Below are 24329 nucleotides of genomic sequence, written 5' to 3' on the forward strand. Positions count from 1 at the left end.
ATAACATTCAACAAAACATTGAAATTAAAACCGTTCACTTTTGCAAATTCACAAAATACAAAGACTATACGTTGCAAACCCTTTCATATGCACTCTACCTGCTTTATACTTGGCACTATCAAATCATGATTTGTTTCATCTGTATCATTTTGCAATCGTAAGGAGTTGGAGATCTCCATGTCACTTGATGAAAGAAGTACATTTCTATTAACGAAACTCGTAAATGCAACTGATCTCGTTACGGTTGATCACGTAACTGAGCAGCTAGGTATTTCAAAGCGAACTGTTCATTATGACTTAAAAAAGATCAACGACTGGTTAGAAGATAACAAGTTACCGATTATTCAAACACAACAGGGAATGGGCTATTACCTATCCGAACAAACGAAAGAGAACGTTCCTTACTTGATGAAAGAATTAAAAGAATGGCAATACCATTACTCACAAACTGAACGTGTTACGTTGATTGGGATTGAACTTCTAACGAATGATAAACCAACCTTCATGAAAGATTTCATGGAGAGAACAAAGGTGAGTCGCGGAACCGCTTCTAAAGACTTAAAGATCGTTATTCGACTATTAGAAGATGAAGAGCTTGACTTACAGTTCGACCGTGCAACTGGTTATATTGTTGAAGGAAAAGAAGAGAACAAGCGCAGGTTGTTGAGTCGTTTTCTTACAGAAGTTCTAACGAACAAACAATTAACAGAGATGATGAACGTTGTCTATCCGCTCGTAAAAAACGAAGAAGAACATATTTACACGAACTTACTTCCAATAAAACAGATCATCATCAATGTCGAGCCAATCCTAAAGGTCGAACTAACGGACGATACAATTCAAGTCCTCGCTATACAACTCGTTGTACTCCTTCAACGGTTGAAAGGCGAGCACCGCATTCAACTCGATCCTGATGAAAAAGAGGCCGTCTCATCTACAAGAGAGTACGAAGCTGCAACTCGTATTTCAGAGGAATTAGAATCTCAATTCAAACTTTCACTTTCTACCGATGAGATTTGTTTTATTACCATGCATCTCCTCGGATCTCGGGTGAATTACTCAGAAGTAAGTGCGGTTGGTAACCTAGAAATCGAGAAGCTTAGAGAAGTTGTGAGTGAAATCGTTCATGAATTTCAAATCTATGCTTGTATCCTTTTCGAACAACGCAAAGAACTCGAAGAAGCTCTCTTTCTTCATCTTAAGCCAACGTACTACCGATTAAAGTACAACGTTCCAATCACGAACGAGTTAACAGCATCCGTTCAACAAGAATATCCAGACGTCTTTTCGATTACAAAACGAGCTGTTTGGCCCGTCGAATTGATGACGTCCAAGAAACTACCAGATGATGAAATCGCGTATCTCGCTATGCACTTTGGTGCATGGATGCAGAAAGAAGAGCTGCCGGGAATAAAGGTTGGAAAAGCGATCATTGTTTGTGAGAAGGGAATCGGAACCTCAAACATTTTAAAGGGCCAGTTGGAGAAGCTTTTAACAAATGTTGAGGTCGTCGGAACCGTTTCAAGAAGACAGTTTATTAACAATCAATATGACATTGATTACGTATTCTCTACTTCTCCAATTCAACATGAATCAGTACCAGTTCTAACGGTCAGTCCAATTTTGACGCAACAGGATAAGGAGAAAATCCTTCATTGGATTGAGGAAATCCAGTCGACACCGAACGATTCCAAAGTGCCTACGAGTGATATCGTAATGGAATTAGTAAAAAAACACGGAACAATACGTGACGAGGAAGCATTGAGGAACGAATTGAATCACCTTTTCGATCCTACACCAACCACCTTATCAATAGAAAGGTTTGAAAGACCTATGTTAAATGACTTACTGCATGAAGAAACGATTCAATTCGCTACACACACTACAGACTGGAAAGAAGCGATCAAAACAGCTTCATTGCCACTTCTAGCTAAGGAACAGATTTCTTCATCGTATATTGATGCCATGATCAAGAATGTAGAAGACCTCGGACCATACGTCGTGATTGCTCCAGGTATCGCAATACCACATGCGCGTCCTGAGGAAGGCGTAAATACAGTAGGCATGAGCTTGCTTCGCTTAGATAAGACGGTTCCTTTTTCTGATAAAGACAAGCACCAAGTAAAACTACTGATCGTGCTGGCTGCCGTAGATAACGAAACACATCTCAAAGCACTTGCACAGCTTTCAGACTTACTATCTGAACAAGAAAACCTGGATATTATCTATAACTCAACTGAGAAAGACGACATTATTAAACTTGTATCAAAATACTCAAATTAAGGGAGAGACTATCAAATGAAAAAGATTCTAGTAGTATGCGGAAATGGACTTGGAAGTAGCTTTATAGTGGAAATGAACGTAAAAAAAATCCTAAATGAACTTGGGATTGAAGCTGAAGTAGATCACACAGACCTCACAACGAGTAAATCTGAGAACGCTGATTACTTTTTAGGTTCAACTGAGATCGTAGAAAATCTTGAAGACGGTAACCGCAATGTGATCAAACTAAATAACCTTATGGATAAAAACGAGCTAAGAACGGCGATCGAAGCAAATCTGAAAGGGGCTTAATTATGGTCGATCTTATAATGAAGGACATCTTAGGAACACCAGCTATCCTTGTGGGGCTATTCGCCCTAATCGGTCTCCTCCTTCAGAAGAAGGACTTCGCGAACGTCATATCTGGTACGCTCAAAACGATCATGGGCTTTGTTATTCTAGGGGCAGGTGCTACTGTACTAGTAGCCTCCCTCAATAACTTCAGTAGTATGTTCGATCATGCTTTTGCAATCCAAGGTATCATCCCGAACAATGAAGCGATAGTCGCGTTAGCACAGGAATCATTTGGTGCAGAAACGGCAATGATCATGCTGTTCGGAATGGTTGTAAACATCATCCTAGCACGTGTGACACCATTTAAGTACATCTTCCTTACAGGCCACCACACGATGTTCATGGCATGTCTTATCGCTGTTATCCTAACAACTGGCGGGTTTAGCGGTATCACGATGATCGTCACAGGATCTGTTATTCTTGGATCACTTATGGTCCTTCTTCCTGCTCTTCTTCAACCTTATACAAGAAAAATTACTGGCAGTGATGATTTTGCGATCGGTCACTTCGGTTCGTTTGGTTACTTCTTAGCAGCAGCTGTTGGAAAAGCAGTAGGAAAGAATTCAAGATCTACTGAAGAAATTAAAGTTCCGAAGACACTAAACTTCCTTAGGGACACATCCGTATCTGTCTCATTGACAATGGCGATTCTCTTCATAGTCGTTGCATTCTTTACAGGGCCCTCTTTCATTGAATCAGAGCTAAGCGGGGGAACAAACTTCCTCGTATTTTCTTTCATGCAAGCACTAACGTTCGCAGCCGGTGTTTACATCATTCTGGCGGGGGTAAGAATGCTTCTATCTGAAATCGTTCCCGCATTTAAGGGAATTGCAGATAAGGTCGTACCAAATTCCATTCCAGCACTCGATTGCCCATCAGTTTTTCCATTCGCGAACAATGCCGTTATCATCGGGTTTTTCTTTAGCTTCGTAGCAGGACTTCTTAGCATGTTCATTCTCCCTCTACTCGGACTTAAAGTAATTGTACCTGGCTTGGTTCCACACTTCTTCACAGGCGCAGCAGCAGGCGTCTTCGGAAATGCAACTGGTGGACGAAAAGGAGCAATCTTTGGATCAATGGCAAATGGAGCCCTTATCAGCTTCTTGCCAGCGCTGCTTCTTCCAGTACTAGGTTCACTAGGATTCGAAGGAACAACGTTTGGTGACTCTGACTTTGCAGTAGTTGGCATTCTACTCGGTAACTTAATCGAGCTACTATCTTCTAAGATTATGTTCCTCATTATTATTGGTGGATTACTAACCGCTATTTTCGTAGGTGCTGCACAAATGAAACGTAAAAAAGAACAAAACAATACAGATGAAACACAAGAAGCAGTTTAGTATAAAAAGGCAACCTCATAGTAGGTTGCTTTTTTTCTATGGTCTTTACATTATAATTTGAAAGAATTTTCCTTTTTTAGTTTCCCTATACACTTGGCTACGCGGTATAATTACAATAGTAAGTTATAAGAGGAGGAGATTCGTATGTTTTGTCCTAATTGCGGGACTAAAAACACAGAACATGCTCGGTTTTGTATTCAATGCGGTCACTCTTATACGAATAAGCAGAAAAAAAGCAAATGGTTGTTTACTAGTATGCTAATCATTGTTCTTCTGATGAGCGGTGGATTAATTTATCATTTCGTTCTTAATAACACACGAACTGAAGAAATTTTAGGGAAAGAAGAGATTCAATCTCAAACTGATGTTGAAGCAAATGCTCCTCAATCAGAGGAACAAACGGCAGCTAAAAAGGATACCGAAAAAGAAACGACTACTGTGGATAAGGAAGAAAAGAATTCTACTGTTCAAAAGGCTCCTCAAGTAAAACCATCCACTCAACCAACGCTCATGTTGTAGCAGGTTTCGTTCATGTTATCGTAAGAGACCAGAATGGCCGAGAAATGAATGGTCAGGTAATAGGGATATCCAATCAATATGATGTAGCATTAATTAAAACCGATACCTTAGCAGGTACACCTCCTTTAGAACTCGAAATGCAAGAATCGGAAGTAGGAACAGAAGTGATTGCACTCGGAAGTCCTCGCGGGTTAGAAAACACTGCATCAATCGGGTACTTAACAGGACTCGACCGCTCATTCGTTACAGAATTTCAATACGAAAACGTGTATCAAATCGATGCGCAAGTCTCACCAGGAAGCAGCGGCGGTCCATTATTGGATGGGAAGACCGGAAAAGTAATCGGAATTAACTCCGCTTTATTAACGAGCGATACATCCATTGCTTTCTCTATCCCTATGTATACGATGACCGAGTTACTAGAAAGCTGGTCTAACTCACCAATGAATGAGAGTCAAGTTGCTAACACGTTTTATTTTTACAATGAGTTCGATACCTATGAAGAATATGAATACGATAATGAAGCGGAGAATCATCCGATCGTTTTTGATGAGGAAAGTTTATCAAATTTCATCGTCAATTTCCGAGCGAGTTATGAAGTGGCACTGCAATATGAAGACTTCAGTTTTATACAAGACTTTTTGCTGTATGACAGCGAAGCGTATTATGAACTTGCAGACTATCTAGATGAAATAACTGGAAAAGGAATGGCCTTCAACTTCACCTCAAATCAAGTAACGAACATTGACTCACAATCCGATCGAGCCATTGTTAGCACCTTCGAAACATTCGACTTTATGAACGCCGCAGGTGAATGGAGCGTTTACGAACGAATAAAAGATTATACCGTCGTTACAGATGAATATGGGAATTATAAAATTGCATATATTGAAATTTATCAATAGAATTCCCATATCCTAAAACACACATCCTTCGATAAAGGATGTGTGTTTTTGTTATTTTTCAGAAACTTGTCGACTCGACTTCCAAATCCGGACTACCTGCTCTGCACTATAAGCAAGCTGAGACTTCGTAATTTCTGGATCAATAGCATGCTCTAGTGTGTGACATCCTTGCTGAATTGAAACAACAGAGGTTAGTTTTTCATATAGATTATCCACTGGTTCAACGACGTGCCCTGCTAATGCAAAGCATGGGATCTTATGCTTATAAGCTAGACCTCCTACTCCTGCAGGAACTTTTCCATAAGCTGTTTGTCGGTCGATTTGGCCCTCTCCAGTAAAGATAACGTTAGCTTTTTTCAGCTTTTCTTCTACTTTTAGATGATCCAGCATCCACTCGATACCAGCTACCCTAGTTGCGCCAAGCGAGTAGAGCGCTCCACCGATGCCGCCAGCACCTCCTGCTCCTTTTTCTTGCCCTGAAATAGAAAGAAGTGTTGCTGCTTTACGAAGGGCAGCATCATAAACTGGAACATCTGATTTCTTCATCCCTTTTTGTGGACCAAACACATAAGCCGCTCCCAGCTCACCGTGATATGGATTATCAACATCCGTTACTAAATAGAGATTAGCCTTGACTCTTTGTGTACTACGTTGAATTGAAGTTGTATGAAGAAGTGGATTATGGGTGGACGGTAGCTCATTATTTGAACTGTCAAAGCATTTGACCCCAAGTGCTTGAAGCATTCCAAGCCCTCCATCCGTCGTCCCTGTCCCTCCAAGAAAGACGTAGATATCTTTGCTACCTTTCTTCTCTGCATCCAAAATCAGCTCGCCAATCCCGTAGCTCGTTAACCTGTACGGCACTAATTCCTCCGCATCGATTAAATGCAACCCTACCGCTTCAGCTGATTCAATGTAAGCAGCCTTATTCGTTCGATAGTAGCGTGCCTCTCGCTTCTTACCATCAAGTTGGTGAATCACGACCGTTTCAAACTGCCCTGGAAGAGAACTGATCGCCTCTAACGACCCCTCTCCTCCATCAGCAATCGGGATGACGTCAACGAAACTATCTGGGAACACTCGATGAACCCCAACTTTTACTGCCTCACCAGCTTCCTTTGAAGAAAGAGAACCTTTAAACGAATCCATTGCAACCAGTACGTTCATCATCTCACCCTCACTGAACCAAATAGCTTTTCACCTGACTTGGTGAGAGTTGTAGTTCCGTTGTTCCTCTGCCCTTTTTCACTTCATTTAGGTTAACTTCTTCTACTTTTGTGAGCGAAGGATGCTCGAGCTTGAGCGTCTGATCATTCCGTGTAGGATTATAGTAACGCAAAATCAACGCTTCCTCGGATTCTGCCTTTTTCAATGTACTCATCACGAGATCACTTTCTTCGAAGCTAAACAAGCTATACTCTGAAGGTACACGAACATCCTCTTGATTTAGCTTCATCGCATTATGCGGAATCTTGTTATAAGAAACAAAAGGACTTAAATAGCGTTTCACGAGATGTGCTACTTTCGATTCATCTCGATTGCCTTTCGCATAAGCAAAACCAAACTCAAACTGATACGTACCTAGCATTTGAGAGTCTGGTGTTGGAAGTTTGATCCCTGATGGACGACCTGGTCTTCGAACAAGGTTCTCTTTACCTAGCACACCTACACAGCGGAAAAGTGTCAGCGCAATGGTATCAAACCGCTCGCCTATAATCTCATATTCTCTGACGCTCTTAGTCATTACGATCGCGGTGTCTTCTTGACTTTCTAAGCCTACGTAGCTAAGGAATGGATAAATCGCATCTGGTCGCTCATCCCAGCCTTCTCTTTCCCAAACGTCCATCCCCTCATCGATGACGTTCCTCTCGATCGTTCCAAACTGCTGGTCAGCGAAAGAAAAGGAGCTCGCGATTCCAGTTGGAATGAGAACGCGGATACGATGATCACTTGCCGTGTTCGTAACGTTACACGTCACTTCGATCGCTTTTCCTTCTACTGGGATCTTAAGGTCAAAGGTGAATGATAACGTCGTCCATTCACGACCCGCTTTTTTTCTAGTCTCTAGATTAGCTGGTACGTTCCACTCATAAGAAATCTGAGCAAGGTACGCCTCTTTTGTTGTTTGTACACGAACTTCTGCATCAGATACTTTATGACGACTAAATTGAGCTTTTTCCTCTTCTAAAGGTGAAAAGTCATATTCGTCCCCATCATCACCGAGGTTTTCAAGGTTCAGTACACCGTCATGTGTTTTCTGAGACTGCTTATCTTTGATCGTTAGCGTTCCATTGTTTTCGAAATGGATCACATAGGCTTCTGTTTCGACGACTCGATACCTCTCACTAGGTAATACAGATTGAATATCCTCATCTTCCACAACCGTATACGTACGGTATCCGATTCCCGGTAAGTTTGGCTTTACTTGAATCGTATATTTGATAAAAGGATCATAGTTTCCATAGTGAACGATTTGACGGTCGATCAAGCCAGGGTCCACGATCTCTTTTGAAAGAATCTCATATGATAAAATTTCTCCATGGTCATCGATCAGTTTGAAGCCTTCAAATTTCGTCGTAATCGCAGTTGTATAAACTTCTTCACGCTGTTCAGGTAATAAGTTGAATAATACAAGACGATCGTCCGTTTTCTCTGTATCGATGTGATCCGCGATCTTCCGTTTGTAGAAATCGATCAAGCGATCCGTGCGCTCTTCTGCATTTTGAAAACGTCCCATGATTTCAGCATGAACTTTGTCAGAACAGCAGCATCCGATACTATCATGTGCATGATTTTTCATGATTTCTTTCCAAATCGGCTCGATCAACCCGTGGTGGTACTCAAATCCTAGTTTGTATGCTAGAGACGCTAATGGCTCTAGATGATTCGTTAATTTATTCTCAATGCGCGTGTTTGCAGCTTTAATGTCTGCGCGAGTCGAATAAATGCTTCGATGGACACGCTGATACTTCCCGTGAAGAAATTCGCCGTAAATTTCATCGAGCCCTTCGCTTTTCTCGATCTTCTCTAGTAAGTCTTCATAGCGGCTTAAGAAAAACTCTCTTTCTGGATAAAGCTTTTCTAACTTAGAGATCACATCATATATATTTTGCTGGATCGGCATCTGATCATGTCCGTTAGGAAGAAGCACATCTTCTCCAGTAGCCCCGCGGTCTAATACTTTAAAGTACTTATCCATTCTCGTTTGCAATGCTTCCTCTTCTTCTGGAAGATATTTTCCAATTGCGTATCCGAGCGGCATCAGCTGTACAAGGACTTTAGAGCCCCCTGGTGCTGTCCAATAAAATTCCGTCTTATCCGTACCGTGACGTTCAGATGTTCCTCTCCAGAATATCGAATACTTAATATCGAACCCATTCAATATTTGCGGCATTTGAGCTGATTGCCCAAATGAATCTGGAAGGTAGCCGATCTTCATTGGCTCACCAAATTCCTTGGAATCTTTCATTCCATAATAAAGGTTTCGTACGATTGATTCTCCTCCAACGACCATTTCATCCGTTTGCGTATACCACGGGCCAATAATCAATTTACCTGCTTGAATGAGGCGTTTGACGCGGTCTCGTTGGTCAGGACGAATCTCAAAGAAGTCTTCTAGAATTGCGGTTTGTCCATCCAATACATAGTAAGGATAGTCTGGATCGGTTTCGAGCCTTGTTAAAATTTCTTCCATATTGTTAACGAGTAAAATACGTGATTCTTCCGTTGAGAAATACCATTCTCTGTCCCAGTGCATATGTGGGACGATGTGTACGTTCGCTGCCATGCTGCTTCACCTCGTTTAAAAATTATGCTGCTTGTTTTAGCGCTTTTTCGTATCCAACTTTATGGATTTTTTGTTTTCTAGATAGAATTAAGAGAAGAGTTGATATTGCTGCACCAACGATCGCAGCTCCGAACCAGATCACTGCATTCATGACGCCACCTGATCCGCCTTGTAGTAGAGCAAGTGAGAAGATGCCTGCGCCCGGGACATTTAGTCCGATATTCGCGACAGATACGATTGCTCCTGTAACGGCAGAACCTGCGACTAGAGATGGGATCACGCGAATCGGATCATTGATCATGAACGGAATCGCTCCTTCTGTAATTCCGGCCAAACCTAGTATCCACGTTTGTTTTCCAACTGCTTTTTCACTTTGACTGAACGAACGACTCGCAATGATCGTTGCTGCTGTAACGGAGAATGCCGACACCATCTTTACTGATGCAAAGACAGCGTAAGGAATAAAGTTACCGCTCGCCATCGCACCGATACAGAACGTATAAGCCGCTTTATTAACTGGACCACCTAAATCAAATGAAACGAAACCACCGATTAAAGCACCAAGAATAATTGCATTTGTACCTGTCATCCCATCAAGCCAACCTAGAAGTGCCCCATTCAACCATGCAACGGGTTCACCGACTACAAACAGCATGATTAAAATCGTGATGAGTGAGCCAAATACCGGGTAGACCCAGAAGCTCACAAAACCAGCGAATGTTCCGCTCGGCTTAATTTTCTGCTTCATATATTTCAATAGGAAACCTGCGAGAAATCCACCTAGCATCCCGCCAAGAAACCCGCTTCCAATCATGTTTGCAGCTACACCTGCTGCAAAACCAGGACCAAGACCAGGCTTATCAGCGATCGAGTACGCCATATATGCTGCAAGAACGGGTACCATCAGCGTACTTAATAGCAGTCCTCCAAGCGTTTTCACTTGATTCAGCCATGATCCTTCGGTAGCAAGGAGCTCCTCCATACCAAATCCTTGTGCAATTAATGTTGCAAAAGCTGAAATCATACCACCAGCTACGATGATTGGAATAATGTACGAGATCCCTGTTAAGATGGAATCTTTGATTTCCGTTTTGAAAGGCTTACCACCTTCTTCTTCATCCATCTCATCTAAATGGTCGATATTTTGGTCATCAGAACGTTTCTTTTGCAGCACTTTTTCAATCAGCTGTTTTCCTTCTTTCATCGGAGACGCGACATTCGTCTTCACGATCGGTAAGTGCTTATACCGATCTTGGTCCTTCACTGCTACATCGTTTGCGAAAATGACCCCAACAGCTTCACTTAAGTCTTTCTTCGTATGACGCCCTTCGATTCCATTCGCACCTTGCTTTTCTACTTTCATCCTTACATTTAGTCCCTCGGCTGCTTTTGAAAGAGCTTCTGCTGCCATGTATGTGTGCGCGATACCTGCAGGACAGGCGGTAACACCTAGAACGAGAGGACGAGACTCATCTTCTTCCCTAGATACCTTTTCCTCTGCATTGCCTAGCGCATCATAGAGATCTTTTGCTGATTGCACCTTTACTAACCGATCTTTATAAGCTGGGTCGGAAAGTCGCGTAACTAAATCCGCTAGAAGAGAAACATGCGTCGTACCTGCTTCTGCTTCAGGAATCGCGAGGAGAAAGACGAGGTCTACCTCGTTAGTCGGGTCGACGCTTTCCCAATCCTCTATCGGCTTTGTTACCGTAGCAACAGCAAAAGCCGCTTCTTTTACACCGGTCGATTTTCCATGTGGAATAGCAAGTCCACCTTCGAAACCTGTCGGTGAAAGTTTTTCGCGGTCTAACACCGCCTCTAAGTATTGGTTTTTATCTGATAGCTTACCTGCTACGTCTAAGGCTTCTGTTAATGATTCTATTGCTTCACGTTTTGAAGCGTACTGTTGATTGATCTTAATCAAATCGAGAGAAGTGACGCTTTGTAGGTTCATGTTTATACCCCCTCATCAAGTAATCGCTTACAACTACAGCTTAAAGGATTTTTTCTTCTATCCCTTATTTTTGTTAGCGCATTCACAAAACTGATCTCTATAAGAGAAGCCCTGTGTATTTATACACAGAGCTTCCTGTAAGCTTCGACTACCTTTCGTCCAACGATCGCCATCGGGACGAAATTCGTAGTATTATATCCTTTTATTTCTTCCTTAGGTGCATAGCAATACAGCATTAAATCCGCAACCCGACTCAAACGACTTTCACCCATATGACTCATTCCTAAAACCCGTGCACCGCGCTCTTTCGCATATTCTGCAAGTTCAACGGTTTGATCCGTGTCTCCTGACTGACTCAAGAGAATAACCAGATCTTTTTTCGTAAAATGGTGTAACGCAGCTATATTTTGATGTCTATGTACGGTAAACGTTACGTCTTTATGGAAGGGTTTAATATTCATAACGAGCAGTTCACTAATATAGGAAAGTGCTCCTGCACCGTATACGAGCAACCGCTGAGATTGATGCATCCATTCACTCGCAACTTCGATCAGCTTCGGATCTGTTAATTCAAACGTTCGCTCGATTTCATATTGAAACGAATCAGGGTTTGTCTCCGTTTCTTCCATCTCATCTTTAAGTCGAAGCTTTAACTGAGTAAACCCTTCATACTCTAACTTCTTCATCAATCTCATAATCGAATTCGGAACAGTATGTGTTTCCTTTGCAAGCTTCTGAATCGACATCTTCACAACATCTCTACGATGCTCGAGCATATATTGAATGATCTGATCTTCTAAATCAGTCAACTGAAATTCAAATTTGCGATAGCGTTCCTCCAAAGATAACATGACACCATTCCTTCACGCGTAGTCTTACACTTATTTTACCACCGTTGGTTTAGTTGTTGGAACGACCAGGTTAATCCAGTGAAATTAGGTACAAAAAATCCACCTTACTACAAGATAAGGTGGATAGATCTATATTTTCATCACGAATTAAGCAGCCTTCGCAACTTCTTCCTCTTTCTTACCACTCATTTTAAAAATAATCATTCCGGAGACAATCACGATGACCGCTAAAAGCTGTTGAAATGTGAAAGGGACTTGTTTCAATCCTAAAATGCCGAGTGAGTCTGAAAGAATGGCAAAACCTAACTGTGAAGCCATCACGATCGAAATGGCGAATGTAGGACCTAGGTGGTTAATACTTTGCACTAAGCAGACCACGACACCGATACCGATCGCACCGATTAACCAGTACCAAGGCTTCATATCTGCAAGCATAAATAGATTTCCACCTTCAACAAACAATCCAATCACAAAGGAAGCGAGAAATCCTAGACCTAACACAAGCGTTGTTGTAACTAGGGATCCTGCTCGTTCACTTACTTTACTATTGAAGATATTTTGCAAACTAACAAATGAGCCAGCGATGACTGCCATTAGTAAACCGATCATCATTTTATAATCACCTCAAATTGATTGCTATTCATATATACTTTGACCGACCAACGCTTCAAGACCTTTTCGATCCTTCACTAAAATGCCACCGCTGCTCCGTTCGATCAAACCTTCTTCACAGAACTGTTTAATAATCCGATTAAGGTGGCGATAGCTCGTTCCGATCAGGTTCGAAGCATCGGTCAAATTGACTTTTTTATCTTGTTCCAATTCATGTTCATCTTCTGTAACTGAGAGAAGGTAGCTTGCCAGCCTCACATCAACAGATTGCATAAGGTTAAAGCTAAGGGAATTCGATTTGACATAAAATTTATCTGTAATAATTTTGAGCAAGAACTGAAGAAATGCAGGGTCATCTCCACCGTATTTTCTTAATGCAGTGTAAGGGATCCCTAAGAGATGTACCGTCGAAACCGCTTCGACTGTATTGATCAAGCTGCCTCCGCGTACGTATTCGATGTCACCGATCAATTCAATCGGTGTTTTAAAAGAGAGAATAAGCGTCTTTCCTTCTTCTGACGTCGTATAAATCTTGACTTTCCCTTTTACAAGAACATATAAATGCTCTGCAGGTCCTCCCTGATCACCGATGCGTTCTCCATGTTCGTACGTATAGAGTGAGAATTTTGAACGGAGTTCTTTATTAAAGATCGTCTGTAGCTTATACGTTTCAATGTATTCGTCAATTAGTTGATCAACTGTCCTTTTCATGAAACTCCATCCCTTCTCTTACTTCTATTAAATGGTTAGCATAACCACTCCGGCAATCATCATCCCGATACCGATAAACTGTGGAAGCTTCATCTTCTGTTTGACAACACCGAACCAGCCTTTGCTATCGATCACGAAGGTTAAAAGAAGCTGCGCGATCAATAATGCAGAAATCGTTACCGTGACACCAATCTTTTGAATCGCCGTGATATTACTGAACACCACGATCGCGCCAAATGTGCCTCCCATCAAATACAGAGGCTTCACTTGTGTTACACTTCGCCACGTTTTGTTACGAAGACTGATCAAAATCACCAACGCTAACAAAAATCCAACAAACTGAGTGACCGTTGTCGCCTGCCAGACGCCAACATCTTGACTAATACGCGCGTTCGCAACACCTTGTAACGTAATAAATGCTCCGCCTAAAAGCGCAAAGATACTTCCTTTCATTTTCTCACCCTCTTACATGTTTTCTACTTCTTTATTAAAAAGCAAAACACAACGAGCAAGTTAGGACATATGTCCTCAGAAGCATTTTTTTTATAAAAAACTTAAATCACATAAAAAAAATCCCCCTTACACGAGTGAGGGAGAATAGGGACTTAAATAGATGTCGGTTCAGGCAAAAGGATTTTTTTCTTTCCAGTTGTAAGTACGATTATTTCAATGATATCTGGGATTCGTTTAAACATGTGCTTCGAACATTCAATAACGTTTTGCTGGAACTGGTTCACCTGGTCTTCAAGTAGATCAACGACATATTTCTGAACGGTTAATTCTTTATCCGTCTGATGAACGATGACGGAATTCAGGCTGAATTCCGTGCCTTGAATCTCATCAAACCCACGCCAAAACTCACAAAACCACGCTTCTTTATCTTTTGCTTCGGTTAATCCTTGAATAAGGTGATCCATGATTTGTGCTAACTTTATGTAATAACATCCCTGAGAAGGGAAGAGATCTCGATTTAGTGAAGATTGCTCTGCTTCAATGAATTCAAGAGTAGTCAATAGACTTCTCTGATGTTTCGGTAATGCATAAACACGCTTTACGACTTGATCCACAAACATTTGAAGCTCTTGTCTCCAACTATCTGCTTGAATCATTTAACTCAACTCCATTTCTATGTTAACCTACCACCATTATAGTTGATAATGATTATCAACGTCAATTGTGTATCGTAAAAACCTAGCCTCTAATAAAAAAGAGACAGCCACTGGCTGCCTCTCCAAACTTACATGTTCGGTTCAAATGTTTTACAATCCGTTTCTTCACTATCACGAGCCTTATTCCCTTTGTGACTAACAACAAAAATCTTATCCGCCGTACAAGTCTCTCCGCCTCTGTTATACACACAGTTACTTACTTCGCAAAGAACATCTTGTGCCATCAAAAATCACCTCTTTTTTGTTATTAGAATTAACTTTCCAATGGAAATTCATACATAACGATAAGGTGTAACTACTTTTCATATACCCTCTTTTTCTACATATAATCATTATCGGTTAGAAAACTGAAGAGGAGGAGTGTGGAATGGACCTCGCACGATTGAATCGCATTCAACATTTAGCTTACGACATTATGGATGAAATGAATAAAGAAGGAAGTTCACAAGATTGCTCCCATTCGAATCAAGTGATCGATCTTCTGTCGCGTGCAATCGGAAACCTAACGGACCCCAATGGCTCATTTTCAATCGATTACGTAGAAGAAAAAGTTGCAACTGCTCACTACTTACTGTTTAAGAATGAGAAGAAGGTTCCTGCATTAATAAGGGAGAAAGGTGTTACGGCTGAAAAATAATGTATAGAAAAGCTTACTAAAAAAGCTGGCTACTACCAGCTTTTTTAGTAAGCAAATTGTTATTAAATTTTACTTACAACATTTCCGTATCGGATCATCTTCTCGTCTACGATAACAGTTAAGTTAGGATGACCTTTCAGTACAGAAGCAGGAAAGTCTTCCATTTTTTCTGTTTCAAGGAACTTACGATAGGCATCTGCTTTACCCTCTCCAGAAATAACGAGAAGAATTTCTCGGCTTTCCATCATCGTTTGAAGTCCCATTGTAATCGCAGCCCGAGGTACCTCGTCAAACGAAGAAAAATGCTTTGCATTTATCTTCTTCGTTTCTTCTGTTAACTCAACAAGGTGGGTTGTTGAATCAAACGAAGTGCCTGGCTCATTAAAGCCAATATGACCGTTGTGACCTATTCCTAGGATTAGAAGGTCGAGTGGTCCTTTCTGTTTAATTACCTTGTCATATCGTTCACACTCTCGTTGAACATCTACTACCGTTCCATCTGGAATATAAGTGTTTTCTTCCTGAATGTCGATATGGTCAAAAAGGTGATCGTGCATATAAGCATGATAGCTGTTTGGGTGTCTTCTGTTTAGTCCGATGTATTCATCGATATTAATCGTAGTACAATTATGATATGTTGTCCCATTCTGCTTGTAATCCTTTACCAACTCCAAATAAATGCCGACCGGTGTATTTCCTGTTGGAAGTCCAAGCACGAGATCTTTCTTTTTTCGTAGTCGATCGATTACGAGCTCTCCAGCTCGTTCATTAGCTTCATCTTTATTTTTGGCCATGATAAATTTCATTACCGATCACCTTTCTGTTATTTCTTCACAGTATTAAATTCTGTAGCGATTTTTTCAAGGTTATTGAATATTTCTGAATCTATAGTAAGATTGAAAACTTCCGAAATGACCTGTGTCCAACCGTGGATAAAATAAATCCAACCGTCTTCTACATGCAGGTTTTTTGTATCACGCTGACTGTTTGCCTGTTGCATGAACAGCAAATCACCACGATAATTTAGCTCCCAAACAAGACTACCTACTGGAAAATCTGCGTTATTCGTCAAGGGAGATCCTGGACGGTCCTTACCAAGTCCTGTTGCGTTTACAATCAGGGAATACGGCTTCACGTTCTCCATGACTAAATCATTCGAAGTAGACTCAGTGGCTAGATTATAATCGATTGGTATATCATCTCTAATTGACTTCATAATGCGCTCCATGGAAGCTAATCTCGGCTGACTTCGATTCGTAACATGAAGCTTAGATGGGACATTTTCACCATTGTTTTTCTCAAGAAGATTAGAGGCAATGGCGATGGCACTCCCACCTGCCCCCATGATAAAGGCTTCACCGCTGTATTCCTCCCAGAAGTCATCCGGTATAAAGGATTGCATTGAAAGGCCACTCGAGATATGGTCCTTTGCATGTCCAATTAATTTTCCGTCACGTTTTGAAATACAGGAAAGCTCACCAAATAGTTCTGCGTATGGATCAAGTTCATCAAACAAATTTTTTGCAGCGTTATATAAATCAATTTTATGCGTAGTTACGAGCGCTCCCAAGGAAAGTTCGTCATCTTTTAAAAATTGAACGACGTTACGGTAAACCTCAGGATCCTCGTGAATGTCAATATCGATTCCTTTAATGACAACATCATGAAGCCCTAGTGCCTCTGCCCATAATGGAAAGAGCTTCATGATAGACGATTTTGATGTGGTGACTCCAATAAAGTAAAACGTTGGCTGCGTTGCTTTTTCTAGTTTCATCTCCCGTTTCCTCCTTTAGTTATGAACGTCTTTTCTGAAGTTGATCAAAGAACACAACAGCTAGTAATAGAACACCGATTGCAATCTGTAACCAGAAAGGCTGGATACCCAGTAGATTCCCTGCGTTTCGTAGAGTTGACATGATGAAAGAGCCAATAACCGTTCCAATGATGCTACCTTGTGCTCCGAAAAGACTTGCACCACCGATAACAGCTGAAGCGATCGCATCAAGCTCGTAGCCTTCACCTGCCGTAGGAATGCCACTCGCAAGGCGCGTCGTCAATAGAAAACCAGCTATGGCGGAAAGTACACCTGCAATTCCATAGGCACCGTATGTAGTAATCCTGACGTTCACACCCGAGAGACGGGCAGATTCTTCGCTGCTTCCAATGCTGAATAAATTACGCCCAAAAACCGTATAACGAATCATAAGTGCTCCTAGCACTGCAATAATGAGAAGGATGAAAAGCAGAGAAGGGATTCCTAAAATAGATAGCTCAGCAATTTTCGTGACTTCACTAGGCAGTCCGCTTATGATTCGTCCATCACTTGTTAATAACGTAGCACCACGAACAATCGTCATCGTACCGAGAGTCGCAATAAACGGCGTTATCTTCGCATCGTAAACTAGCATGCCGTTGAGCACTCCAATCATTAATCCAACAAGTATTATGGCAAGAATGGTTACCCAGACTGAGGTACCTGACACAAGAAGCTGTGCAGATATGACACTCGATATACCTAGCGTTGCTCCAACTGATAAGTCGATTCCTTTCGTAATGATAACGAGTGTCTGAGCAATCGCTACGATTCCGATAATTGCGGTTTGTCTTCCTAAGTTTGATAGATTGTCAACTGATAGAAAGTTAGGATTCAAGAAGAACATCACAACCCACATTGCTAGTAAGACAAGAGGCAGAGAAGCTTTCGAGAGCCAGGCGTTCCACTTTAGAGTTCCCTTTTTTTCTGAATAACTTTTTACACCAACTGTTGTACTTGTCTTTTCCATTACATTCCCTCCTATCACGTTTTATTTGTAAGCTGCTTTCATAATCGCCATGTCATCAAAAGATTCTCGGTCAAATTCACCTGTAATTCTTCCGTCGCTCATGACCAAGATTCGATCCGCTACCTCCATTATTTCAGGGAGGTAAGATGAGCAGTAGATAACCGACTTTCCTTCATCTGCTAGTTTTCTAGATATCTTAAAAATGTCACGCCTTGCTCCTACATCGATTCCAGCTGTCGGTTCATCAAGAAGAAGCACCTTCGTATTCGGATGAATCCATTTCGCTACGACGACCTTCTGTTGATTCCCTCCACTCAAGCCATCGATGTGTTGTTCAAGAGAACTGTACTTCACGTTGAAATCCTCCAAAAGAGCGAGCGCATGCTCTCTTTCAAATCCACCACGAATGAAACCTTTCTTTGAGAAACTTCGGTATGTCGCAACATTTGCATTAACGTGGATTGGCATCCTTGGTAGATAGCCTTCTGTTGTTCGGTCTTCAGGTACAAAGCCGATTCCTCGTTTAATGGAATCAGAAGGTGACTTAGGTTTGAAAGCCTCTCCGTTTAATTTAACTTTGCCAGACTGTGCTTTCATTTCACCGAAGACACCTTTTAATAGCTCACTTTTTCCTGCACCAATCAGACCAAAGAGCCCCACAACTTCTCCTTTATTAATCTGAAACGAAACATCACTATAGTACGGTTTATGGTTCAATCCTTGAACGGATATTGCCTCGTCTCCTAGCTGTGACTCTGTATACACGTCATCATTTCTATGAACCTTGCCTGATATGGCTTCAATCAACTCATCGTTACTAAGATCAGACACATTCTTCGTCCAGATTTTGTTCCCGTCTCTTAGAACCGTCGCTCGATTACATATCGCGAAAACTTCCTCGATTTTGTGCGATATGTAGACGATGGAGACACCCTTCTTGACCAACTCTCGTAAAATATCAAAAAGGCGCTGCACATCATCTTCCGCTAACAGTGCAGTTGGCTCATCAAGGATAAGCACGTTAGCATCTTTTGATAGAGCTTTAGCAATTGCTACGATTTCTTGATCAGCTATTTTTAAACTCTTTACAAGGGTAGACGGGTTAAGGTTGATACCAGCTTTTTTCAAAGCCTTGTTCGTCATCTCACTCCCCTTTTGGTAATCAACCATCCCATATTTTTTCGGCAAGTTCCCCATCAGGACGTTTTCCATGACTGAGACACCTGGTGCGAGCTTCAAGTCCTGATATACAACTGAAATGCCTAGCTGCTCAAGCTCTTTAACGGGGATAAAGGAATGTGACTTACCATTAACTAAAATTTTCCCTTTATCAGGTCGATATGCACCTGTAAGGATTTTGATAAGCGTACTCTTTCCTGCACCATTTTCACCAAGGAGTGCATGAATTTCTCCTGGCTTAACTTCGAAGTCCACTCCCTTTAAAGCATACGTACCGTTAAAAGACTTCACGATTTTGTCCATGTGAATCAGTGACGTTCCGATGATTACTCCCTCCTTTAGATTCCCGTTGAGTGTTGTAACACTCAACGGGTGTTCTATTCTTTCAAAGCCTTATCGTTTGTCAGGGTAAAGAAGCTTCTGTATCTCATCTTCATCAAAGTTTTCCATTGTTACGATTGTCGCACCTGTATCGATTTCTTGTTCAGTTGACTCTCCAGAAAGATCCTTTAGCACTGTATTGACGCCTTCATATCCCATACCGAATGGATCTTGTACGATAAGAGCATCGATTGCGCCTGATTTTAGCGCGTTGATCTCTTCTTTGTCACCGTCATATGCGATAACTGGAACTTCTTCTATGAGGTCTCGTTCTGTAATTGCTCGTGCAACGCCGATCCCTGTATGATTGTTGTCAGCGAAGAAGCCAAGTAAATCTGGGTGGCTTGTTAAGAGGTCCTCAGCTGCACCAAGTGCTTTCGTAATATCATTATCAACATAGCGAACTTCGAGCGGTTCGATATCAGGAGCAAGTTCTTCAAGGCGATCAATGAAGCCCTTATCACGGTCGATCAACACTTGAACGCCAGCCATCGCACTGATAATCGCTACTTTTCCTTTTAGTTCCTTTCCTTGTGCTTCAAGGTTTTCAACAAACTGTTCAGCACCCAAAGCTCCTCCTTTAACATTATCTGTCGCAAGGAAGCTTACAAATTTCTCTGTATTCACTCGGTTATCTACTAACACAACTGGAATGCCTTTATCCATCGCTTTCTCAATGCCAGGTACACTCGCATCAGAGCTCGTTGAAGCGATTACGATACCGTCCGGATTTTGTGAGATCACATTCTCAAGGATGGCAATCTGCTTATCAATATCGGCTTCTGATGGAGGTCCATACGTTGTAACGTTTACTTTATCTCCTTGATCCTCAGCTGCTTTTTCAGCTCCCTGCAAGACCGTTTGCCAGAAGTCAGAGTCTGTCGCCTTTACGATTACAGCAATTTCTTTCTTACCATCACTTGAAGAACCTTCTACACTTTTACTCGATTCGCTACAGGCAGTTGCAGCAACAAGTACTAAGACTAAAGTGATGAGCATGATTATTTTTCTCATAGAATCAATCTCCTTTTTTATTTGATAAAGAAATCTAGAAACTATGCATATATGGTAGAGTGCCTTTCAGATGCCACTTTGTTTACTAGAAGTCTCACATAGTCGGCAATAAGTACTCCATCAAGACCAGCTCCTCCTGCTTTTGTTAAATGACTTCCGATGCCTACTGCTACTGCCCCTGCTTCAAACCAGTCCTTAATGTTGTTCTCATCTACGCCTCCTGTAGGCATAACATTTAACTGTGGTAGAGGACCTTTCAAATTCTTAATGTGCTTAGGTCCACCGAGGTCTCCTGGAAACAGCTTGACGATATCACAACCTGCTTCAAGAGCTTGTACGGCTTCCTTCACTGAAATTACTCCAGGCATCACTGGCACCTGGTAGCGATGACACGCCTTTACGATGTCCTCATTAAAATGCGGGCTAACAATAAAGGCTGCCCCTGCATGAATACCGCTCACGGCAGTCTCACGATCAAGCACGGTTCCTAATCCGATGATAGCTTCCTCTGCCCAAGAAAGAGTCTTCATCTCCTTTATGAGATCAATCGCTCCAGGAACTGTCATGGTAATCTCAATTGCTTTAATTCCACCTTCAACTGCGGCTTTTGCTACCTTTAATACCTCTTCTCGATTGCCCCTAAGAACCGCCACGACACCAGTTTCAACAAGGGACGTGAGAGTTTGCGTTTTTTTCATACATGGTCTCTCCTCTCTAAATACAATCTAACTTTAAGATGGAGCCATCGCTTTTCTCAGACTTTCATAATAAGCCATCACATTGTCAGTTGACCTCAACGTCATCCTCTGAACTGCCTCTACACTTGCAGCAGCATTATGAGGTGTCAAAATCACATTGTCTAATTCAAAAAGCGGCGAGTTGGTAGGAGGCTCTTCTTCAAACACATCAAGTGCAGCACCTTTTATTTCTCCGTCTCGTAGCGCTTCGTATAGATGAAGCTCGTTAATGACTCCGCCTCGCGCTGTATTGATTAAGAGACAATTCTTTTTCATTTTTTTTAAACGATTACAATCGATCATGTACCTAGTTTCTTTTGTTAGTGGAAGATGCATCGACACAATATCACTTTCTCTAATTACATCTTCTAAGCTCACCAACGTAACACCTAACTCTTGAGCAAGCTGTTCGTTTGGAAATGGGTCATAAGCAATGACATTCATATTGAATCCTTTAGCTCGCTTAGCTACGGCTGCTCCAATGGATCCAAGTCCCATAAGCCCTAGTGTTTTTCCAAAAATCTCTACACCCACTGTCTTATTCCACGTTCCTTCTTGTACAAGTTCGAAATGGCTTCTTGCAATATGCCTTGAAAGAGAAAGCATCAGTCCAAACGCATAGTCTGCAACCGCTTCTGTGTTTACACCTGGTGTATTTAACACCTCTATTCCGCATTTTCTAGCTGCCTCACAATCGATGTTGTCAATTCCAACACCGTATTTGGAGATTACTTTTAATTCCTTTGCATTCTGAATTACTTTTTTTGAGATATGATCCGTACCAACAAGCAGCACCTCAACACCCTCGAGATAAGTAATGAGATCCTCTTCCGAATGTGGTCCTGCTTTTCGAACAACCTCATATCCTTCCTTCTTCCAGTACTCATATATTTTAGGATGGTACAATCCATAAGACCTCGGCGTAATCAACACCCTTTTCAACACAATCACCTCTAATCTTTTTGTAATGACGTCATTACCAGTTAAGGCAAAAAATTTTCGGTCACTTTCTATCTCTGTTATATCTCGGATTATTAACGATCGTTGGCTCTCCATCTTTCTCAATGGACAGTTTTACAAAACCTTCCGTTTCAATACCTCCATAGTCATGACCTGCATCACCAGGGTAAGCAGCGAAGAAAACAAACGGTTCATTCCCAGTATTCACCGTGCGATGTGCCCATTCAGGAGCAACATACGCGACTGAACCAGGAATCATCTCAATATAATCAAACTCACCATCTTGCGTTTGCAAGATTAGTTGTCCTTTCCCCTTTAAACAGAAGTAAATTTCAGCTCGATCTAACACTTCGTGATAATGTCCTTTCGTCATGAAGTACTCGTCACCAACTTTTCCAGGATACAAAATCGTCACACAGTGCTGTATATGTGCGATCGTTTCCGGAACCTCCACGTTGAACACTTCATATATCAATGGGTTTTCTTCAAGCAATGCATCTGCAGCATCTTGATCAAGATACATCTTGTTCATGTGTGAAAGCTTTCGAGTAACCACTCTTCCTTTTGGATCAAGTTCACCTGTTTCGAAATTGAACATCGTTGAAAAAGATTTAAACTTGCTAGTTAACTCTGTCATATGGCTTCACTCCTAACTGATTTAATTGGTTATACAAAGGCTTGAGCTGATTGTATGCGTTTTCAAAATATACTGATAATTCTTCGTATACGTGTTGATTCAACTCATTTGGAAGATGCATCTCTGTCTGTTTTACCCAATCCTTTCCTGATGAGAAATCCTTAAGTAACCCAACTCCTACCCCTCCAGCTATAGCTGCTCCCATCGAAGTCGCTTCTTCAAGTTTTTGAGGCACTAGAATATCTACTCCGTAAAGATCGGCTAAAACTTGCCGCCATATTGGACTCTTAGCTCCTCCTCCAAGTATCCATAGATTTCGAATAGGTAGCCCAGCTTTTAGGAACGTATCTAATACAATTTTCAGATTGAAGCCAACACCTTCCATTACCGCTCTGGCTAGATCTCCTCGGTTATGCTTCATGTGCAGTCCGACAAACGCGCCTCTTGCATCAGGGTCCCACCTTGGAGAGCGTTCTCCTAACAAGTAAGGTAAATACAGCAACTTATTTGCACCTGCAATTGATCTACCTGCTTCTTGGTTGATAATATCGTAAACGGACGAGGCTTCTTCTTTTTGATAAAATTGCTCCTTCAACCAGTTTAAAGATGCTCCTCCAGTTTGCATCGTTCCGTTCGGAGAGTATTTCGAACTGTCTAAATGAATCCATGTATACGTTTTCATTTCTGGGTCAAAAACAGGTGCATTAGATGCAGTTGCAATCCAGGAAGAAGAACCGATGTAGTTAAAAGCCTCCCCTTCTTCCATTACCCCCGCACCAACTGCCGCACAAACCCCGTCTCCTCCACCTAACACAACGGGTGTGCCAGCAAATAACCCCGTTTCTGCCGCAGCTTTTTGTGTTACCTCCCCAACCACTTTCGTTGAAGGATAAAGAGGAGGAAGTTTTCTACTATCAATTCCCCAGGCTGAAATGATGTCCTCTGACCATTCTTTCGTCGTTATATTTAATAGATTTGTACCAGAAGCATCTGAATAATCCGTCGCGAAAATGCCTGTTAACCGATGAACCAGGAAATCCTTAGCTTGCAAAAATTTATACGTCGATCGATAAAGCTCAGGACGATGTTTTTTGAGCCAGACTATTTTGGCACCTGAATAAGATGAAGAGATTCGGTGTCCTGTTATGTAGTAGCCTTCTTCCATCCCAATCTTATTAAGTAGCTCATCAGCTTCCACTCCCGCCCGCATATCAGCCCATATGATTGCACGCCCTAACGGATCTCCTTGCCTATCAACTCCAAGACAGCCCATCATCATTCCGCTAAAGGTTACACAGGCTATTTCCTCGTTTGATATGTTTGCTTTAGTAAGTAAAGAACGAGTTGTCACGCAGACAGCTCTCCACCAATCCTCTGGAGCCTGCTCAGCCCACCCAACTTCAGGATAATACGTTTCATATCCGTAGAATTCACTAACAAGTACATCGCCAGTACTGGAGAACAAAGTAGATTTGTTTCCTGTTGTACCGATATCATGAGCTAGTATGACACCCTTACTCATGCAACCCCTCCTACA

The 24329-nt window shown here is 41.7% G+C and carries 24 protein-coding genes; 6 read left to right on the forward strand and 18 right to left on the reverse strand.

Going from position 1 to position 24329, the window contains the following annotated elements; translation table 11 throughout:
* The first annotated feature begins 177 nt into the window (after positions 1-177).
* From PFZ69_RS04205 to PFZ69_RS04225, 5 genes are all read left to right on the forward strand, one after another.
* On the forward strand, positions 178-2283 hold the full coding sequence (locus PFZ69_RS04205) for a BglG family transcription antiterminator (protein WP_270179764.1): 2106 nt from the start codon (positions 178-180) through the stop codon (positions 2281-2283).
* 15 nt (positions 2284-2298) lie between these two features.
* On the forward strand, positions 2299-2574 hold the full coding sequence (locus tag PFZ69_RS04210) for a PTS sugar transporter subunit IIB (protein WP_270179765.1): 276 nt from the start codon (positions 2299-2301) through the stop codon (positions 2572-2574).
* A gap of 2 nt (positions 2575-2576) precedes the next feature.
* Positions 2577-3956: a PTS ascorbate transporter subunit IIC gene (locus PFZ69_RS04215; RefSeq protein ID WP_270179766.1), complete on the forward strand. Its 1380-nt coding sequence runs from the start codon at positions 2577-2579 to the stop codon at positions 3954-3956.
* 144 nt (positions 3957-4100) lie between these two features.
* Complete coding sequence (locus PFZ69_RS04220) at positions 4101-4475, forward strand: zinc-ribbon domain-containing protein (protein ID WP_270179767.1); 375 nt, start codon at positions 4101-4103, stop codon at positions 4473-4475.
* A 17-nt stretch (positions 4476-4492) separates the two neighbouring features.
* Positions 4493-5380, forward strand: a complete 888-nt coding sequence (locus tag PFZ69_RS04225; RefSeq protein ID WP_270180613.1) for a S1C family serine protease — start codon at positions 4493-4495, stop codon at positions 5378-5380.
* Between the two features lie 51 nt (positions 5381-5431).
* On the opposite strand, the gene PFZ69_RS04230 is transcribed toward PFZ69_RS04225, so the two are convergent.
* The 9 genes from PFZ69_RS04230 to PFZ69_RS04270 all read right to left on the reverse strand — a co-directional run bounded on the left by PFZ69_RS04230 (position 5432) and on the right by PFZ69_RS04270 (position 14688).
* Complete coding sequence (locus tag PFZ69_RS04230) at positions 5432-6550, reverse strand: glycerate kinase family protein (RefSeq protein WP_270179768.1); 1119 nt, start codon at positions 6548-6550, stop codon at positions 5432-5434.
* A 7-nt stretch (positions 6551-6557) separates the two neighbouring features.
* Positions 6558-9167: a mannosylglycerate hydrolase gene (gene mngB, locus PFZ69_RS04235; RefSeq protein WP_270179769.1), complete on the reverse strand. Its 2610-nt coding sequence runs from the start codon at positions 9165-9167 to the stop codon at positions 6558-6560.
* 22 nt (positions 9168-9189) lie between these two features.
* Positions 9190-11121, reverse strand: a complete 1932-nt coding sequence (gene mngA / locus PFZ69_RS04240; protein WP_270179770.1) for a PTS 2-O-a-mannosyl-D-glycerate transporter subunit IIABC — start codon at positions 11119-11121, stop codon at positions 9190-9192.
* 119 nt (positions 11122-11240) lie between these two features.
* Positions 11241-11972, reverse strand: coding sequence for a MurR/RpiR family transcriptional regulator (locus PFZ69_RS04245; RefSeq protein ID WP_270179771.1), 732 nt, complete (start codon positions 11970-11972; stop codon positions 11241-11243).
* A 147-nt stretch (positions 11973-12119) separates the two neighbouring features.
* Entirely contained in the window at positions 12120-12584 is a 465-nt protein-coding gene (locus tag PFZ69_RS04250) for a DMT family transporter (RefSeq protein WP_270179772.1), read from the reverse strand.
* A gap of 24 nt (positions 12585-12608) precedes the next feature.
* A complete protein-coding gene (locus tag PFZ69_RS04255; protein WP_270179773.1) occupies positions 12609-13295 on the reverse strand; it encodes a Crp/Fnr family transcriptional regulator in 687 nt (228 codons plus the stop codon).
* A 27-nt stretch (positions 13296-13322) separates the two neighbouring features.
* Complete coding sequence (locus PFZ69_RS04260; protein ID WP_270179774.1) at positions 13323-13748, reverse strand: DMT family transporter; 426 nt, start codon at positions 13746-13748, stop codon at positions 13323-13325.
* 152 nt (positions 13749-13900) lie between these two features.
* Positions 13901-14404 carry a hypothetical protein gene (locus PFZ69_RS04265; protein ID WP_270179775.1) on the reverse strand — a complete coding sequence of 168 codons (504 nt, stop codon included), beginning with the start codon at positions 14402-14404 and terminating at the stop codon, positions 13901-13903.
* Between the two features lie 128 nt (positions 14405-14532).
* Positions 14533-14688, reverse strand: coding sequence for a DUF1540 domain-containing protein (locus tag PFZ69_RS04270; RefSeq protein ID WP_270179776.1), 156 nt, complete (start codon positions 14686-14688; stop codon positions 14533-14535).
* A 143-nt stretch (positions 14689-14831) separates the two neighbouring features.
* Here PFZ69_RS04270 and PFZ69_RS04275 point away from each other — a divergent pair, with 143 nt between their 5' ends.
* On the forward strand, positions 14832-15101 hold the full coding sequence (locus tag PFZ69_RS04275; protein ID WP_270179777.1) for a hypothetical protein: 270 nt from the start codon (positions 14832-14834) through the stop codon (positions 15099-15101).
* 62 nt (positions 15102-15163) lie between these two features.
* On the opposite strand, the gene nagB is transcribed toward PFZ69_RS04275, so the two are convergent.
* The 9 genes from nagB to xylB form a co-directional block, all read right to left on the reverse strand.
* Positions 15164-15907 carry a glucosamine-6-phosphate deaminase gene (nagB, locus tag PFZ69_RS04280; protein ID WP_270179778.1) on the reverse strand — a complete coding sequence of 248 codons (744 nt, stop codon included), beginning with the start codon at positions 15905-15907 and terminating at the stop codon, positions 15164-15166.
* Between the two features lie 17 nt (positions 15908-15924).
* Positions 15925-16875 carry a shikimate dehydrogenase family protein gene (locus tag PFZ69_RS04285; RefSeq protein WP_270179779.1) on the reverse strand — a complete coding sequence of 317 codons (951 nt, stop codon included), beginning with the start codon at positions 16873-16875 and terminating at the stop codon, positions 15925-15927.
* Positions 16876-16894: 19 nt separating this feature from the next.
* Positions 16895-17884 (reverse strand): ABC transporter permease, encoded by a 990-nt coding sequence (locus PFZ69_RS04290; RefSeq protein WP_270179780.1) that lies wholly within the window; start codon positions 17882-17884, stop codon positions 16895-16897.
* Positions 17885-17905: 21 nt separating this feature from the next.
* Positions 17906-19432, reverse strand: coding sequence for a sugar ABC transporter ATP-binding protein (locus PFZ69_RS04295; protein ID WP_270179781.1), 1527 nt, complete (start codon positions 19430-19432; stop codon positions 17906-17908).
* A gap of 24 nt (positions 19433-19456) precedes the next feature.
* A complete protein-coding gene (locus PFZ69_RS04300; RefSeq protein WP_270179782.1) occupies positions 19457-20458 on the reverse strand; it encodes an ABC transporter substrate-binding protein in 1002 nt (333 codons plus the stop codon).
* A 41-nt stretch (positions 20459-20499) separates the two neighbouring features.
* The gene (locus PFZ69_RS04305; protein ID WP_270179783.1) at positions 20500-21156 is read right to left on the reverse strand and encodes a bifunctional 2-keto-4-hydroxyglutarate aldolase/2-keto-3-deoxy-6-phosphogluconate aldolase; all 657 of its coding nucleotides are present in this window, start codon (positions 21154-21156) and stop codon (positions 20500-20502) included.
* Positions 21157-21189: 33 nt separating this feature from the next.
* Positions 21190-22128 (reverse strand): phosphoglycerate dehydrogenase, encoded by a 939-nt coding sequence (locus tag PFZ69_RS04310; RefSeq protein WP_270180614.1) that lies wholly within the window; start codon positions 22126-22128, stop codon positions 21190-21192.
* Positions 22129-22198: 70 nt separating this feature from the next.
* Positions 22199-22792, reverse strand: coding sequence for a glucose-6-phosphate isomerase (locus PFZ69_RS04315; protein ID WP_270179784.1), 594 nt, complete (start codon positions 22790-22792; stop codon positions 22199-22201).
* Positions 22776-24314, reverse strand: coding sequence for a xylulokinase (gene xylB / locus PFZ69_RS04320; protein ID WP_270179785.1), 1539 nt, complete (start codon positions 24312-24314; stop codon positions 22776-22778). Before xylB ends, PFZ69_RS04315 begins: the two co-directional genes overlap by 17 nt.
* Positions 24315-24329: the final 15 nt, after the last annotated feature.

Source organism: Alkalihalobacillus sp. CinArs1, assembly GCF_947387515.1.
Lineage (GTDB): Bacteria > Bacillota > Bacilli > Bacillales > Guptibacillaceae > Guptibacillus.